Source organism: Mesorhizobium sp. P3_A8, from assembly GCF_056402995.1.
On sequence record NZ_JBFUGI010000002.1, the window covers coordinates 455980 to 472176 of the forward strand.

Sequence of the window (16197 nt, forward strand, 5' to 3'; positions counted from 1 at the left end):
GTCTACTCCGTCGCCGTCAGGCCGAGCGAGGCGGCAAAGGCGGTGAATTTCTTGGCTTCGTCACTGCCGGCGCCAAAGACGGCGATGGCGCGACCCAGCGCCTCGCGCGCCTGATCGGCCTTGCCCAGCACGACATAGGAACGAACGAGCCGCATCCATCCTTCCGGGTCACGCGGATTTTGCCGCAATTTTTCGTCAAGGCCGGCGACCATCGTCTTGATCATGGCTTCGCGATCCTGCGGCGACATTGAGGATGCGTTGTCGACATCCGCAGCGTCAGGGCCTTTCGCTGCCGCGCCGGAAGCGACTTCGCCGGATTTGGCCAATGCCTGCTCGACCGCGCCGCGCCATGGCGATTCCGGCGGCAAAGCGCCCAGCATCGCCTGCCAGGCCGTCACCGCGTCCTTGTTCCGCCCCTCCTGCGCCAAGGCCATGGCCAGATAGAAGCTGGCTTTCGCGTTGGCCGGATCGAACTTCAGCGCCGCCTCGAAGGCATCCTGGGCATCGGCGGAAACAATGCCGCCCGCCGCACCGGCGATTGCCTCGCCGAGGCCAGCCTGGCGAACAGCGCTGTCGCCATCGAAGCGGATGGCGTTGCGATACGCGGCCACCGCGTCGGAAAAGCGCTGCATGCGCAGATAGACCGGGGCCAGCACGTCCCAGCCCCTGCCGTCGGAAGGGTTGGCGGCAAGATGGGCCTCGGCCCGCGCCACCAATTCGTCGACCGAACTGTCGGCCGGGTTCTTGGCCAGACGTTCGCTGAGCGGCTGCGATGGCAGGTCAGGCGAGCCGATCTGGCTGTAAAGGCCCCAGCTGACCAGCGGCACCGCCAGCACGGCCACGGTCGCGACAAGCCGCGCCATGACCGAGACCTGCCTGGCCGATGTCTTGCCGGCCGCATCTGAATTATCGAGGCGAAGGATCCGGCGCGCGATCTCGGCGCGCGCCTCGGTCGCTTCCGCCGGCTGGATCAAGCCGCGCGCAGCGTCGCGGTCAAGCTCGGACAATTGATCGCGGTAGACTTCCAGGTCGTGATCGCCGCTCGATGAGTCGCTCTTCGAGCCGGCCGCCAGCGGCAGCAGCACCGCCAGGCTCGCGCCCAGCGTCAGTATTGCGGCTATGACCCAGAACAGCATGGTTCTTCCAATAACGACAGAGCCCTGCCCTGCCAACACAAGCATCCTGCGACGCTTTGACGGCAGCCGCGCCTGATGTCCTTGATCGACATCAACCGGCCGGAGCCGGTCTGGATATCAGGTCAGCGGCGTCCAACTGCCATCGGCGTTGCGGCAAGCGGTTCCGCGCGCCGTAACGCCGGCTCCGCCGGTGAAGACCGTCTGCGTATATTGGCGGCAATCCTGCGAACCGACGCGATAGGGTTGGGCCGGAACCACCTCGCCATAGCGCGATGCCTGATCGCCCTTCCACGCCACCTTCTGGCCGCTCGTCGTATATTCGAGCGCCTTGTATTCGGCCTCGAGGGCGCTGCGTTTTTCCGATTCACTGAGGCCGTTGCCGATCGAGCCGCCGATGAGACCGCCGTCCATTGCCGAAATGATCGACTTGGTGACCTTGCCGCTTGACGGAGGCGTCGAGGCCGGTGTCGGCGCGAGCGTTGGGCCCTTGCCGCTCAACGTGGAGCAGCCGGACACGGCCAGCAAGGCGGAAACAAGCGCGACGCGAATCTTCATGCCAACAACCGGTTTTCTTGAGTTGGAGCCTGCCATGGATGCGCCGGGGGCCGCGTCATCGGAGAAAGTAAGCGTGGCCATAGTATTGATATTTGTCGGAAATTTGGCCGCTGCCGGCAGGTTCTGGAGCAATCGGTATTGCTCCAGGATGAATCGATATGCCGCCATACCATACGCCGTCCATCGCTGTCGATTGGCCCCGAGAAAGCGTCACTGAAGGCTCCGCAATCGCACCACTGCCTTCAACCCGCCCAGGCCGGACCGTTCGAGCGCAAGAACGCCTCCATACTCGTTGACGAGATCGGCGACAATGGCCAGCCCCAGACCTGTTCCCGGCTTTGTCTCGTCGAGGCGCCTTCCACGCTTCAACGCGTCGCGCGCCTTGTCCTCGGGAATGCCCGGGCCGTCGTCGTCGATGCTGATCTCGAAAAGATTGTCATCCTTGCCGGCCGACGGCGCCACCGTGACCGACACCGCGCTCTTTGCCCATTTCATCGCATTTTCGAGAAGATTGCCGAGCAATTCCTCGAGGTCCTCGCGCTCACCGGCAAACACGATCTCGGTGGCCGGCAGCGACAGCGACAGGCTGGTCTGCGGATTGAGTTTCTGCAAGACCCGCACCATGCGCTGCATCAGCGGCGCCACCGGTGTGCGGTAGACGACGCTGTCGCGTTGCGCGGCGACGCGGGCGCGCTGCAGATAGTGGTCGACCTGCTTCTGCATCGAGGCGGCCTGCTCGGCGATCAATTGTCCCTTGGCGCCGCCAAGTGCCCGGCCTTCGTTGAGCAGCACCGCCAGCGGGGTCTTCAGCGAATGGGCGAGATTGCCGACCTGGGTTCGCGAGCGCTCGACGATGCGTTTGTTGTTTTCGATCAAGGCGTTGGTTTCGTTGGCTAATGGTTCGATCTCCGCCGGGAAGCGGCCGTCGAGCCGCTGCGCGGTGCCTTCGCGCACCATGGCAAGTGCGTTGCGGACCCGGCGCAGCGGCTGCAGGCCGAGCAGGATGGCGATGGCGTTGATGGCAATCATGCCGACGCCGAACAGGCTGAGATAGGTCAACAGGCGGCGCTGGAAGGTGGAGATTTCCTGTTCGAGTTCGCTCTGGTTGCCCATGACGCGGAAACGCGCGGCGCGGTTCTTGGCGTCGAGCACGAATTCGCTCTCGAACACTTCGAGCTTCTCGCCGTCGATGCCTTCGGCCGAATAGCTGCGCTGGAAGCTGGCATTGAAGGGCACCTCGGCAACGCTGGGCGATGGGATCGTCGTGGTCATCGAGGACGAATGAAGATCGCCATGCACGCCTTCCGAGGCAGGTTCCACCGACCAGTACCAGCCTGAATTCGGCTCCGAGAAGCGGAGGTCGCCGAGGTCGGGAGCGCCAGTCAGAGCTCCCGTGTCGGAAATGCCGATGGACCCGATCAGGTTGAACAGATGCGCCGAAAGCAGGCTGTCGAAACCGCGCTCGCTGGCCTGGCGATAGAGCGTGGTGATCAAGGTGAAGATGACGACAAGTGTCAGGATCGCCCACACGGTGGAAAAGGCGATGACGCGGAACGTCAGCGAACGCGGCCACAAACGCAGCGAAAGCGGCGCCCTTGCGGTTGGTTTGAGCGGTTCCGAGTTACGCCTCCGGCTCACGCATGCGGTAGCCCATGCCACGCACGGTTTCGATCATGTCGATGCCCATCTTCTTGCGCAGCCGCCCGACAAAGACCTCGATGGTGTTGGAATCGCGGTCGAAATCCTGGTCGTAGAGATGCTCGACCAGTTCGGTGCGCGAGACGACCTCGCCCATATGGTGCATCAGATAGGCAAGCAGGCGGAATTCGTGCGAGGTCAGCTTCAGCGGCACGCCGTCGACATCGGCCTTCGAGGCCTTGGTGTCGAGGCGAAGCGGCCCGCAGGTGAGTTCGGACGAGGCATGGCYGGCGGCACGTCGGATCAGGGCCCTGAGCCGCGCCAGCACTTCCTCGATGTGGAACGGCTTGGTGACATAGTCGTCCGCGCCGGCGTCGATGCCGGAGACCTTGTCGCTCCAGCGGTCGCGCGCCGTCAGGATCAGCACCGGCATCTTGCGGCCGCCGCGGCGCCAGCGCTCGACCACGCTGATGCCGTCCATCTGCGGAAGGCCGATATCGAGCACGACGGCGTCGTAGGGTTCGGTGTCGCCGAGGAAATGGCCTTCCTCGCCGTCAAAGGCACGGTCGACGACATAGCCGGCATCGACCAGCGCATCCGCTATCTGCCGGTTGAGATCCTTGTCATCCTCGACGACGAGTACGCGCATGCGGTGATCGATACCTGTTGAAGGACTGGTTCAGATATAGGCCGATTCCGGCGGCCTGGGAAACTTAGCCTTGTCAGTTGAAAGATTGGCTCAGTTCTGCGGAACGACGATCTCGGACCGGCGCGGACGCTGCCCGTCCTTGCCAGGCACCAGCACGACGATGACGCAGACCGGCTGGCCACCGCGTGTCGACTGCGAGGCCTTGGCCAGCGTCCCGCCATTCTGCTCGGCCACCTGCTGGCCGATCGCGTAGCAGTCGGATGCGGCCAGGACGATCGGGCTGGCCTGGTCGGGCGCGATCACCGGCATCGCTGTCGCCTGCGACGCGAACAGCCCGGCAGCACAGAGCGCCAGGGTCGCGGTTCGAAAGTGGGAGCGAAGCGTTTTCATGGTCGGCGTTGTAACGCATCGGTGCTGAACGTGAAATGAACAGTGATCGATGCGAAAAACATGCCCGCTAAACCCCTGAACGCGAGACGACCGATGGCGATTTCGACGCCCCAACCCGACGAAATCCCTGAGATGCCAGTCTAGACTCCGTTTCGGTCAGATTGAAAGCGTGTCAGGCATCTTCCTGCGTCAGCGCACGAAACCGCAGCAGTCCGTGGTGGACGAGGAGATCCTCGTCGTAACGGGCCTCGGTGAACTCAAGCGACAGCCGCGTGTGGCCGCGCGGGCCGATCACCAGCGCCGCGTCGGCAAGGCGCGTCTTGATGGCGTCCATGATGGCAAGCGTTTCGGCTTCGCCCTGGGCTTTCGACCAGACATGCAGCGTGATCAGCTGATCGTCATTGTTGTCGGCGCCGGTGTTCCAGTCAAAGGCACTGGTCTGGCCGCAGGTCACATAGGGAAAGGCGGCATTGTCGGTCGCCTGTTCGAGCAGGCCAGCGCCGCTCAGCAACGCCGACAGCGACTTATCGCTTTTGAGCCTTAGAAACAGTGCCTGCAGCAAATCGCCGGGCGCGGTCATTTGTCATTCCTCAAGCCGTTGCATCACCGACATTGCTTTTCCAAAGCCTGTCCATGTCTGCATACCCTTGCCAGATATAGCGGTTCGCCACGCGAAGACGATGGCGATTCGTCATCAGAATGATGAATGCCGATGATCTCGGAAATACGACTTGCCGGCGCGCGTTGCAAACCGTGGCGTACTGCTTGCCTGGTCACCAGATCTTGCCCCATATGGACTGGTCCACTCGATGGAATGTTCCTTGCCGGTTTTGGCTGAGCACCGGAGCATTTCCCACATTTCCGGAGCTGACGATGCTCGATGCAGAAAAGGCCAGGGCCGCGTCCCGGTTGTTGGTAGGCCATTGGGACAACGGCACCCGTCTCGACGCCATACCCCAGGAATTGCGGCCGCAGACGCGGATCGACGGCTACGCCATCCAGTCACATGTGATGGAGCGTTCGTCAGCGCCGCTTTTCGGCTGGAAGATCGCGGCGACCAGCCTGGCCGGGCAAAGGCACATCAATGTCGATGGCCCGATGGCCGGGCGTCTCATCGCCGAGAAGGCGGTCGAGGTTGGCGGGGCCGTTTCGCTCGCGACGAGCAAGATGCGCGTGGCCGAGATCGAATTCGCTTTCCGCTTCGGACGCCAGCTGCCGCCGCGTCCGGCGCCTTATGAAATCGCCGAGGTGATGGATGCGGTGGCGAGCCTGCACCCGGCGATCGAAATTCCGGACTCGCGCTATGACGATTTCTGCGCTGTCGGGGCGGCACAGCTCATAGCGGACAATGCCTGTGCCAATCTGTTTGTCATCGGCGAGGCCGTCGAAGACGATTGGCGCGACGTGAACCTCGCGGAGCACCCGGTGACCGGCTTCGTTTCCGGCAAGTCACAACACAATGGATCGGGCGCGGCGGTGCTGGGCGACCCTCGTATCGCACTGACATGGATCGTCAATGAACTGTCGGGCCTTGGCATAGCGCTCCAGCCGGGACAGGTGGTGATTACAGGCACCTGTGTCACGCCGATCAGTGTCGAGGCCGGCGACGAAATCATCGGCGATCTGGGCAGGTTCGGCCGCGTCTCGGTCAGGTTTATGTAGAGCAATCAGTGCCCGGCGCGCTGCCTGGTGACCACACTGCGCACCGCCAACACCAGCACCGTGATGATGATCAGGATCACCGACAGCGCCGCGATCGCCGGGTCGATGTTGTCGCGCAGGCCCATCCACATCAGACGCGGCAGCGTGATGGCGTTGACCGAGGTGATGAACAGCGTGACGCCGATTTCTTCCCAAGACAGCACGAAGGACAGCAACGCGGCGGTGACGATGCCGAATTTGATGTTGGGCATGATGATGCGGGTGGCGCGCTCCCATACGCTGGCGCCGAGGCCCCGCGCCGCAAGGTCGATGCGGCGGTCGAGCTGGCTGAGCGAGACCAGGATTAGCACCGTGGCGAAAGGCACCGTCATCACCGAATGCGCCATGGCGACGCCAAGCCAGGTGTCGTAGCCGAAAAACGAGCTGACGCCGGACATCGAGGTGAGCAGGAAATAGAGTGTGATCGCCGAAACCACCGGCGGCACCACCATCGGCAACAGCACGAAGCCGACGAGAGCGGCGGTAAAGCGCGGCTGGAACATCCAGACGCCGAGGCTGAAGCACAGCGCGAGCACGGTGGAAAAGGCGCTGCTGACGACGCCGATGCGGATCGACAGCAGGATCGACTGGAGCCAACGCGGATCCTCGATCAGCGAGCGGTAGTGGCGCAGCGACAGTTCGCCCGATGGCATCGCCAGCATACGGCTCGGCGTCAGCGACACCGGGATGACCGCAAGCAGCGGCAGCAGCAGGAACAGCGCCACCAGCGCGGCGAGGATCAGCGAGACGGGTCCGGGGCGATAGGTCGGCATCAGATCAACTGCTTCGGTTTGACGTAGCGGAACAGCAGCGCCATCAGCCCGCCGACGAACAACACCAGCACAACGCTGATCGCAGCCCCCAGCCCCCAGTCCGGGCTCTGGAATATCCTGAGATAGATCAGCTCGGCGATCATGACGCTGCGGCCGCCGCCGAGGATTGCCGGCGTGACGAAGAAGCCAAGCGAGAAGACGAAGACGATCATCGCGGAGCCGATGATGCCGGACCGCGTCATCGGCACGAACACCGTCCAGAAGGTGCGCATGCGGCTGGAGCCGAGCCCGCGCGCGGCCAACAGCACGCGGTCGTCGAGGCTGCGCATGGCGGATGCCAGCGGAAAGACGGCGAATGGAATGAGGAAATGCGTCATGCCGACGATGACGCCGAACTCATTGCGCACCAGCGTCAGCGGTTCGGAGATGAAGCCGATCGACTGCAGCCAGGTGTTGATCAATCCGCGATTGGACAAAAGCGCCACCCAGCCGAAGGCGCGCGTCAGCACGGAGATCCAGAACGGCACCAGGATGCAGAATTCGGCGACGAGGCGCTGCGCCGGGCTGCCGCGCACCCAGACGACCGTGATGGCATAGGCGGCGGCGACGGACACAACAGTGACGATCGCCGCGATGCGCAGCGTGCGGATGAACACCGACTGCACCAGATCGTCGGTGAGCAATGCCTCGTATTGGCCTAGCCCAGGCGTCGGCAGAGTAAAACTCCACTTGACGACACCGAGAAACGGCCAGGCATAGGCAAGCACAAGGAACAGGAGCAGCGGCGCCATCAACAGCGCCGCGCCCATCCTGTCGGAGAGATATGCTCTCATTTGGACCCGATTATCCCGGCCTTGGTCAGGCCGAAATGATCTTGGTGTATTCGTCGAGGGCCGCGCCATAGTTCTTGGCGTACCAATCCATGTCGAGCGCGATCTGCTTCTTCATGTTCTCCGGATCGACGGGGTTGATGCGCTTCTTGTCGGCGGGGATCAGCGCGTCGGCGGCCGGATTGGCCGGCCCCTGGCCGAGCTTGTCGAACATGACGAGCTGCTTTTGCGGATCCTGGGCGCTGGCGATGAACTTCATCGCCGCGTCCTTGCCGCCGGGATTGCCCTTGAGCACGGCCAGCGCGCCGGGCGAGATCAGGCCCTGGTCCCAGATGAACTTGATCTTGCCGCCGGAATCCTGCTCGATCAGCGAGGCGCGGGTCGACCAGACGATGGCCATCGAGGCTTCACCATTGAGCAGCACGCTCTGGCTCTCGGCGCCGCCACCCCAGTAGGCGACGACGTTTTCCTTGAAGGCGGCGATCTTGTCATGCGCGCGCTTGAGGTCGAGCGGGTAGAGCGAAGCCGGCGCGATACCGTCTGCAAGAAGCGCCGCTTCCCAGCTCGACACGCCCCATTTGTAGAGCGAGCGCTTGCCGGGGAACTTCTTCACATCGAAGAAGTCGGCCATGCCGGTTGGGGCGTCCTTGCCGTATTTCTCGGAATCATAGGCGATGACATAGGAGAAGAAATAGGTCGAAGCGGCAAACTCCCAGCCGAAGCCGGGGCGCATCTTGGTCTTGTCGACGATCTTGTAGTCGATCGGCTCGAGAGCGCCCTGGGCGCCGAGTGTAATGGCCGAGAACGGGTCGACGTCGACCAGATCCCAGGTCGGCGCGCCGCTCTTGAACTGCGCCGAAATGGCGCCTTCGGTCGGGCCGGAGCCGTCCATCTTGACGGTGATGCCGGTGTCCTTGGTGAAAGCCTGGCCATAGGCCGCATCATAGGCGGTGATGGCATCGCCGCCCCAGTTGACCAGCACCAGTTCCTTGGCCTGGGCGAAGGCACCGGTCGAGCGCAGCAGCATCGGCGTGCCGGCAAGCACGAGGGCCGCGAGCTGCGTGAACTGGCGGCGCGAAATCTCGCCGCGACCTGCCCTTGCGGACAGGCTGTCGATGGCTTGTTTCTTGGTATCGTTTGTCATGTCAGTTCCCCTTTTTTGTCGTTGATCATTCCCGGAAGCCTGCGTGTCCCATAGGTCCACGCCGGCGGTCATTGTCCTCCGTCCGGAAGGAGGAAACCCTTTTCCGCCGGCCAGGTCAGCCAGACGGAATTGCCTTTGCTCAATGCGGAGGCCGCGACTTCGTTCGGCACCGAGACGGTCACCTTGGCGCCCTGGCGCGTCGTCAGGTCAAGCTTGGTCGCGGCACCCATATAGGTCGAGGCAATGGCGGTCGCAGCAATGCCGTTCTCGCCGACCGTCGCCTCACGCGCGATCGACATATGTTCGGGCCGGATCGCCAGGATGGCGTCACCCCGAACTTTCTCGGCCTTGCAATGCATGCTGACCGCGCGGTCCTCGCAAACGCCGGTCGAGCCATTGTCGGCGGGTTGCACGCCCTTCAATGGCAGCATGTTGATCTCGCCGAGGAACTCGGCGACGAAGCGGTTGTCCGGCCGGTCGTAGACTTCGTCCGGCGCGCCGACCTGCAGCAATTTGCCGTGGTTGAAGATGGCGACGCGCGACGACAGCGCCAGCGCCTCGCTCTGGTCGTGGGTGACGAAGACGAAGGTGGTGCCGGTTTCCTGGTGCAGGCGCTTCATCTCGGCCTGCATCTGGCCGCGCAGGCTCTTGTCCAGCGCCGAGAACGGCTCGTCGAGCAGAAGCACGCCCGGCTCGAACACCAGCGCGCGGGCAAGCGCCACGCGCTGCTGCTGGCCGCCCGAGAGCTGCGAGGGCAGTTTCTTTTCATGGCCGATCAGGCCGACACGCTCGATCATCTCACCGACGCGCTTCTTGATGTCGGAGGCCGATTTCTTGCGGACCTTGAGCGGGAAAGCGATGTTGGCCTCGACGCTCATGTGTGGGAACAGCGCATAGCCCTGGAACACCATGCCGGCGGCGCGCTGTTCGGCCGGTCGATCGGTGATGTCGGTGCCGTCGCTGAAAAGCTTGCCTTCGGTCGGCTGCACGAAGCCGGCCAGGATCATCAGGAAGGTGGTCTTGCCCGAGCCGGAGGGGCCGAGCAGCGTCAGGAACTCGCCGCGGCCGATATTGAGCGACAGATTGTCCAGCGCACGGAACGAGCCGAAGCTCTTGCCGATCCCGATTGCCTTGATCTCTGCGGCCCGGCCGGGTTGCTGCATCCTGCCTCTTCCTCAGTCTCTGGTGAAATCGTAGGCAGGCTCACGGCTCACCGCAACCGAATAGTTTTCGCCTGATCGGCAAATTTGATTCACGGGTGGGAGATGGCGCGCGCCTAATCTCCCACCTTGAGGGGGAGATGTCGCCAAAGGCGACAGAGGGGGTCGCCGCGCATGGAGCGCCAACCTTCATCCGCCGCAGCAGGCCGAGCCCGGTCGAACCGACCCCCTCTGGCCGCTTCGCGGCCATCTCCCCCTCGAGAGGGGAGATTAGAGCCTGTTCTCCGACAGCTTTGCCCTTAGCCAGTCGCTGAAGGCATTGAGCACGGGATGGTTGGCTTTGGCGTGCTCGAAGACCAGGAAATAGGAGCGTGGCGAGGGCACCGAAGCTTCAAACGGCTTGACCAGACGGCCCTCGCTCAGCGCCCGGCGGCCGGTCAACTCGTCGCCCATGGCAATGCCTTGTCCGGCGACCGCCGCCGAAAAGACGAGGTTCATGTCGGAAAAGAAGATACCGCCTTCGGTATCGGGGTTCTCCACCTTGGACAGCGCCAGCCACCGCGCCCAGTCCTCGGTGTCGGAGAGATGCAGCAGGTTGGCGCGCAGCACGTCCGCCGGTTTGGAAAAGCCGCCGACCTTGTTGAGCAGCGTCGGGCTGCAGAGCGGCGTGAAGTGAACTTCGCAGAGCAGTTCCACCGCCCGGTTCGGCCAGTTGCCGACGCCGAAGGCGATGAAGGCGTCAGCGTCCGGATTCGAGACGTCGTCGAGGCGGCGAGGTGTCAGGATCGAGAGCGCCACGTCTGGGTACATTTGCTGGAACTCGCCGATATGGCTGCACAGGAACATCGAGGCGAAGCCCGGAGGGCAGGAAATGGCGAAGGACCCACCGACGCCGGCGCCGCTGTTTTGCGCCCCCGCGTCGCCGAGCACGGTCAGCGCCTTCCTGACATCGGCTGCGTAGCGCTGGCCGCGCGGCGTCAGCGCCACCCCTTTGCCAATGCGCTGCAGCAGATCGAAGCCGAGATCGCGTTCCAACAGCCGCAACTGGTGGCTCACCGCGCTGCGGGTGAGGTGCAGTTCGTCGGCGGCACGCCAGACGCTGCCGTGGCGGGCGAAACTGTCGAGAGCGCGCAGCGCCTGTGTGGATGGAATTCTCAAGAGGTGAACCGAATTTGCATGAACCGGGAAAACATATCACTTTTTGGCGAGCCGCTTCACTGCTTTCTTTGCGGCATGGACAAACCGGTGACGACATCGGCGCAAGAGACGGCCCTTGCCTGCCTCGACGGCATCCAGCCGCTGCTGTCGGCGTGGACGCGCACCATCTTCGATTTCGGCGAGACCGCCTGGCGCGAATACCAGTCAGCCGCCTGGTATGTGGCACGGCTGAAGCTTGAGGGCTTTTCCGTCGAGGAAGGTTCCGGCGGCATGCCGACCGCATTTTGCGCCCACTGGACGAATGGCGCCGGGCCGACGATCGGTATGTATGCCGAATATGATGCCGTCCCCGGCAACTGCCAGGACGCAGTGACCGTAAAGCAGCCGCGGCCCGGCCTTGGCGTCGAGGCCGGCGGCCACACCGACCCGCATTCGGGGCTCGGCATGGCGAGCCTCGGCGGCCTGCTGGCCACCAAGGCCGCCATGCAGCGCCATGGCATTCCAGGCACGTTGCGCTTCACCGGCGAGCCGGCCGAGAAGGTGCGCGGCTCGAAGCCGATCCATGCGGCAAAAGGCTATTATGACGGCCTTGCCGGGATGATCTCCTTCCATCCCTTCTACATGCTGCCGCTCTGCAACACGGCGCGCTGGGATACGCATTGTGGCGCCGCCTACGCCATGATCTACCGCTTCATCTGCGACGAGCCGCAGAATTGGGCGCGCGCTGCGGGCGACGGCGCGCCGATCCCGCAGGCACATTCAGCGGTGCGGGCGCCGGGTGCCAACGACGCGCTGATGATGATGTATATGGCCTCCAAGGCGCTGCGCGACTCCATGCTGCCGCATCAGGGTGGCTGGTCGATCAGCGAGGCGATCCTGACCGCCGGCCAGGCCACCGCTGACAATCTGCCGGCGGGGCTGGCCGAGATCCAGTATATGATCCGGGTGCCGACCATTGCCATGGCCGAGCAGGTCACCGCCGTGCTCGACCGCAATGCCGCGGCCGCCGCCACGATGAGTGGCTGCCGATACGAACGCCACTGGGTGTCGAAGTCGCGGCCGGGACTGGCCAATCACGCCATGGCCGAGATCGCCTATGAAGCGCTGTCGACGGTCGGGCCGCCACGTTGGGACGAGGCCGCCAGGGCGATCGGCCGTGAAATCCAGGTCAATGCCGGGGCTGCCGCGACCGAGAACCCGTTCATCGATGAGCTGGAGCGGCTGATTTCGCCACAGGAGGCCGAGGCGATCCTGCGCCGCGACCTGCCGCCCTCGCAGGTGAATTCGACCTCCGACGACTATACCGACATGAGCTGGCATGGGCCGACGGCACGCTTCTATGTCGCCCGTCCGGCATTGCGTTCGGCGAATGGCCACGCCTATCCTGCCTGGGTGATGAATGCGCTGGGCGGCATTTCCGCCACCATCGACCCGATGGTCACCTGCGCGGCGAAGACGGTCGCGCTGGCAGCACTACGCCTGCTCGAGGACAAGACCGTCCGCGATGCGGCGATGGAAGAGTTCGTCACCCGCACCGGCGGCGGCATTGGCGGCACGAACTGGATCGCACCGCTCTGTGATTACGATCCGCCGATCAATTTCCGCTGGCCGGAATATGTCACCACAGCGCGTGGCCGCGACTGGTGGATCCCAAGCAATGCATGACCAGACCAACTCTTGAGAACAAGCCCATGAGGAGAACCGCATGACCGTTCATGATCGCATCGTCGCCGAGCCGTTTTCGCTGCAGCGCCGCAATCCGGCGGGCGGCACCAAGCCGCTGACCGCCTGGGGCTTCGCCAACGAAACCGATGTGTTGACCGACGTGCTGCTCGGATCGCCGAATTTTTTGCGCCATTTGTCGACCAGCTCGCTGTCGCGCAAGCATCTGCGCGAGGCGCCCTGCAACGTCCAGATCGCCCAGGCGCAGCACAAGGATCTGGTCGCCGCCTATGAGCATTTCGGTGTCAACATCCACTGGCACGAGCCGACGCCGGAACTGCCGATGCAGGTCTATTCCCGCGATTCCAGCGTCATGACGCCTTATGGCGCCTTCATCACCGCCATGGCCAACTGGTGGCGGCGCGGCGAAAACTATGCCGCCATCCGCACCTACGAGAAACTCGGCATCCCGATCTACGACATGGTGACCGCCGGCACGTTCGAAGGCGGTGACTTCAACGTCATCGAAGAGGGCGTGGTGCTGATCGGCTGCGGTGGCGCCCGCACGCAGGAAGAAGGCGCCCGCCAGGTCCAGTCCTGGTTCGAGAAGGAGGGCTGGGAGACGCGTCTCGCCTTCATCGACGAATATTACGTCCATATCGACCTGATGGTGGTGCCGATCGCCGAAAAGCTCACCGCCGTCTGCCTCGCCTGCACCGAACCCGGCATCGTCGACTGGCTGAAGGGCAAGGGCCATGAGATCATCGACGTACCGTTCCAGGACACGATGGCGCTCGGCTGCAACTTCATGTCTCTAGGCAAGGACCGGGTGATCGCGCCGACCTCCAGCCAGGCGCTGATCGGCCAGCTCAAGGCACGCGGCTTCGAGGTCGCGGCGATCGACATGAGCGAAATCTCCAAGACCGGCGGCGGCATCCACTGCATGGCGCAGGCGCTGAAGCGCGAAGCGGCCTGACAGCCAAGGAACGACAAACAGCCCTCGCCCGCCGGATCAAGAATCCGGTGGGCGGGCGGCCAGCTTGCCGGTTGCCTGCCTTTTCATCGACAAACCTTGCGGCTGTGTCCTCGGCGCCCTTGTGAGCGTCCACAAAATGGATGAATAGTCGGAACAGGGCGCTGCCCTGAAATTGCCGGCTTGCGGTTTTCAGGTCACGCCACAGCCGAGCCGGGTTTTTGAATGGTCAGCCCTGAACCGCGCAAGAGAAGAGGTGCGATCGCCTCCCGCCTTCTGGCGCTGGACGCCTGGATCGATTCCTCGCTCTACGAGATCGGTTTCAAGGCACGGCAGTTCTGGGAAGGCGCAACGATCTTCTCGCGGCGCTTCCGTCTGAAAGGCTGGCGGCGCGGCATCATCGAAGTTTTGAGCGAAGGGTTCACGCTCGGCGCCGGCGGCATCGTGGTGATGCTGGCGCTTGCGATACCCGCCTTCCAGGATACGACCGGCGACTGGCGTGCCCAGGGCGACTTCGCCGTCACCTTCCTCGACCGCTACGGCAATGAGATCGGCCAGCGCGGCATCATCCAGCGCGATTCCGTGCCGGTCGACGAGATGCCCGATCACGTCATCAAGGCGGTGCTCGCCACCGAGGATCGGCGTTTCTTCGATCACTACGGCATCGACGTGCTGGGCCTTTCGCGCGCGATCTTCGAGAATGTGCGGGCGAATTCCGTCGTCCAGGGCGGCTCCAGCATCACCCAGCAGTTGGCCAAGAACCTGTTCCTGACCAATGAGCGCACCTTCGAGCGCAAGATCAAGGAAGCCTTCCTGTCGCTGTGGCTCGAAGCCAATCTGTCGAAGAAGGAAATTCTGCAGCTCTATCTCGACCGCGCCTATATGGGCGGCGGCACGTTCGGCATCGAAGCGGCGGCCGACTTCTATTTCGGCAAGAGCGTCAAGGACCTGAACCTTGCCGAGGCGGCGATGCTGGCCGGCCTGTTCAAGGCGCCGACCAAATACGCACCCCACATCAACCTGCCTGCAGCGCGTGCGCGCGCCAATGTGGTGCTCTCCAACCTGGTCGATTCCGGCTTCATGACCGAAGGCCAGGTGCTGCAGGCCAGGCTGCATCCGGCCGATGTCGTCGATCGTGGCGAACAAAAAAGCCCGGATTATTACCTCGACTGGGCCTTCGACGAGGTCAAGAAGATCGCCAAGCCGGGCCAGCACTCGTTGGTTGCCCACACCACCTTCGACGCCAACATCCAGAAGGCGGCGGAAGAGTCCGTAGAGTTCCACCTGCGCCAGTTCGGCAAGGAGTACAACGTCACCGAGGGCGCGGTTGTGGTCATCGAGACCAACGGCGCGGTGCGCGCGATCGTCGGTGGCCGCGACTATGGCGCCAGCCAGTTCAACCGCGCCACCAAGGCGCTGCGCCAGACCGGCTCGTCGTTCAAACCCTATGTCTACGCCACGGCGATGGAACACGGCTTTACGCCCAACTCGATCATATCAGGCGGCCCGATCAGTTGGGGCAACTGGTCGCCGCACAATTACAGCGGCGAGTCGGCGGGCAACATCACGCTGTTGATGGCGATGGCCAAGTCGATCAACACGGTGCCGGTACGGCTGGCCAAGGACCATCTCGGCATCGCGCCGATCAAGGCGATGGCGGAATCCTTCGGGGTGGAATCGCCGCTCGAGGCACACAAGACCATGGTGCTCGGCACTTCGGGCATGACCGTGATGGACCAGGCGACGGGCTACAGCGTGTTCGCCCAGAACGGCTTCGTCGGCTCCCGGCACGGCATCACCCAGCTCGTCACCCGCACCGGCGACGTGGTCTATGACTGGACGAAGGATGCGCCGCCGCCGCACCGGGTGCTGTCCGAGCAGGCGCTGAAATCGATGAACACCATGCTGGCGGCCGTACCGGTGATGGGCACGGCGCGGCGGGCGCTCATTCCCAACATCGTCGTCGCCGGCAAGACCGGCACGACGCAATCCTACCGCGACGCCTGGTTCGTCGGCTTCACCGGCAACTACACGGCGGCCGTGTGGCTGGGCAACGACGATTTCACCCCGACCAAGAACATGACCGGTGGCTCGCTGCCGGCGATGGTGTGGCAGCGCCTGATGGTCTACGCGCACCAGAACATCGACCTGAAGCCGATCCCCGGCATCGACAAGCCGTTCGTCGATGAGGAGATCGCGGCCAAGGCCGCGGAAGCGCAGAAGAAGAGCGAGGACCAAGCTGCGGCCGACGCGGCAGCCGAACGCCCGGCGGTGCTGTCTAGCCGGACAACGCAGACGCTGCGGGACATGACCCAGCTGTTCCAGTCCGCCCCCAAACTCGACGCCTCAACGCCGCCCGAAACGCTTTCGGCGCTATGACATCGGCCCCGGCGCTGGCGAGGCCGACAGGCAAATCCATCACGCCGGC

General features: G+C 63.8%; 15 protein-coding genes. 4 read left to right on the top strand and 11 right to left on the bottom strand.

The window, feature by feature from the left end:
• Positions 1-2 precede the first annotated feature (2 nt).
• The 6 genes from ccmI to AC1DX4_RS06425 form a co-directional block, all read right to left on the bottom strand.
• Complete coding sequence (ccmI, locus tag AC1DX4_RS06400; RefSeq protein WP_477219514.1) at positions 3-1136, bottom strand: c-type cytochrome biogenesis protein CcmI; 1134 nt, start codon at positions 1134-1136, stop codon at positions 3-5.
• A 117-nt stretch (positions 1137-1253) separates the two neighbouring features.
• Positions 1254-1691, bottom strand: coding sequence for a hypothetical protein (locus tag AC1DX4_RS06405; RefSeq protein WP_477219515.1), 438 nt, complete (start codon positions 1689-1691; stop codon positions 1254-1256).
• A 210-nt stretch (positions 1692-1901) separates the two neighbouring features.
• Positions 1902-3329, bottom strand: a complete 1428-nt coding sequence (locus AC1DX4_RS06410) for an ATP-binding protein (RefSeq protein WP_477219516.1) — start codon at positions 3327-3329, stop codon at positions 1902-1904.
• Complete coding sequence (locus AC1DX4_RS06415; RefSeq protein WP_477219517.1) at positions 3313-3978, bottom strand: response regulator transcription factor; 666 nt, start codon at positions 3976-3978, stop codon at positions 3313-3315. Before AC1DX4_RS06415 ends, AC1DX4_RS06410 begins: the two co-directional genes overlap by 17 nt.
• A gap of 90 nt (positions 3979-4068) precedes the next feature.
• Positions 4069-4368 carry a hypothetical protein gene (locus tag AC1DX4_RS06420; protein ID WP_475451691.1) on the bottom strand — a complete coding sequence of 100 codons (300 nt, stop codon included), beginning with the start codon at positions 4366-4368 and terminating at the stop codon, positions 4069-4071.
• A gap of 172 nt (positions 4369-4540) precedes the next feature.
• The gene (locus AC1DX4_RS06425) at positions 4541-4948 is read right to left on the bottom strand and encodes a DUF3168 domain-containing protein (RefSeq protein ID WP_477219518.1); all 408 of its coding nucleotides are present in this window, start codon (positions 4946-4948) and stop codon (positions 4541-4543) included.
• A 293-nt stretch (positions 4949-5241) separates the two neighbouring features.
• On the opposite strand from AC1DX4_RS06425, the gene AC1DX4_RS06430 reads away from it, so the two are divergent.
• Positions 5242-6030, top strand: coding sequence for a 2-keto-4-pentenoate hydratase (locus AC1DX4_RS06430; protein WP_477219781.1), 789 nt, complete (start codon positions 5242-5244; stop codon positions 6028-6030).
• 5 nt (positions 6031-6035) lie between these two features.
• Here AC1DX4_RS06430 and AC1DX4_RS06435 read toward each other — a convergent pair whose 3' ends face one another.
• The 5 genes from AC1DX4_RS06435 to AC1DX4_RS06455 form a co-directional block, all read right to left on the bottom strand.
• Entirely contained in the window at positions 6036-6842 is an 807-nt protein-coding gene (locus tag AC1DX4_RS06435) for an ABC transporter permease (RefSeq protein ID WP_477219519.1), read from the bottom strand.
• Positions 6842-7675 (bottom strand): ABC transporter permease, encoded by an 834-nt coding sequence (locus AC1DX4_RS06440; protein ID WP_477219520.1) that lies wholly within the window; start codon positions 7673-7675, stop codon positions 6842-6844. Before AC1DX4_RS06440 ends, AC1DX4_RS06435 begins: the two co-directional genes overlap by 1 nt.
• Before the next feature lie 25 nt (positions 7676-7700).
• Positions 7701-8816 (bottom strand): ABC transporter substrate-binding protein, encoded by a 1116-nt coding sequence (locus AC1DX4_RS06445; RefSeq protein ID WP_027041609.1) that lies wholly within the window; start codon positions 8814-8816, stop codon positions 7701-7703.
• A 68-nt stretch (positions 8817-8884) separates the two neighbouring features.
• Complete coding sequence (locus tag AC1DX4_RS06450; protein ID WP_477219521.1) at positions 8885-9979, bottom strand: ABC transporter ATP-binding protein; 1095 nt, start codon at positions 9977-9979, stop codon at positions 8885-8887.
• Between the two features lie 267 nt (positions 9980-10246).
• Complete coding sequence (locus AC1DX4_RS06455) at positions 10247-11134, bottom strand: LysR substrate-binding domain-containing protein (protein ID WP_477219522.1); 888 nt, start codon at positions 11132-11134, stop codon at positions 10247-10249.
• Positions 11135-11209: 75 nt separating this feature from the next.
• Between AC1DX4_RS06455 and AC1DX4_RS06460 the strand changes: the two genes are divergently transcribed.
• From AC1DX4_RS06460 to AC1DX4_RS06470, 3 genes are all read left to right on the top strand, one after another.
• Positions 11210-12799, top strand: coding sequence for a zinc-binding metallopeptidase family protein (locus AC1DX4_RS06460; RefSeq protein WP_477219782.1), 1590 nt, complete (start codon positions 11210-11212; stop codon positions 12797-12799).
• Between the two features lie 40 nt (positions 12800-12839).
• Positions 12840-13772, top strand: a complete 933-nt coding sequence (locus AC1DX4_RS06465; protein WP_477219523.1) for a dimethylarginine dimethylaminohydrolase family protein — start codon at positions 12840-12842, stop codon at positions 13770-13772.
• A 222-nt stretch (positions 13773-13994) separates the two neighbouring features.
• Complete coding sequence (locus tag AC1DX4_RS06470; RefSeq protein WP_477219524.1) at positions 13995-16148, top strand: transglycosylase domain-containing protein; 2154 nt, start codon at positions 13995-13997, stop codon at positions 16146-16148.
• Positions 16149-16197 lie beyond the last annotated feature (49 nt).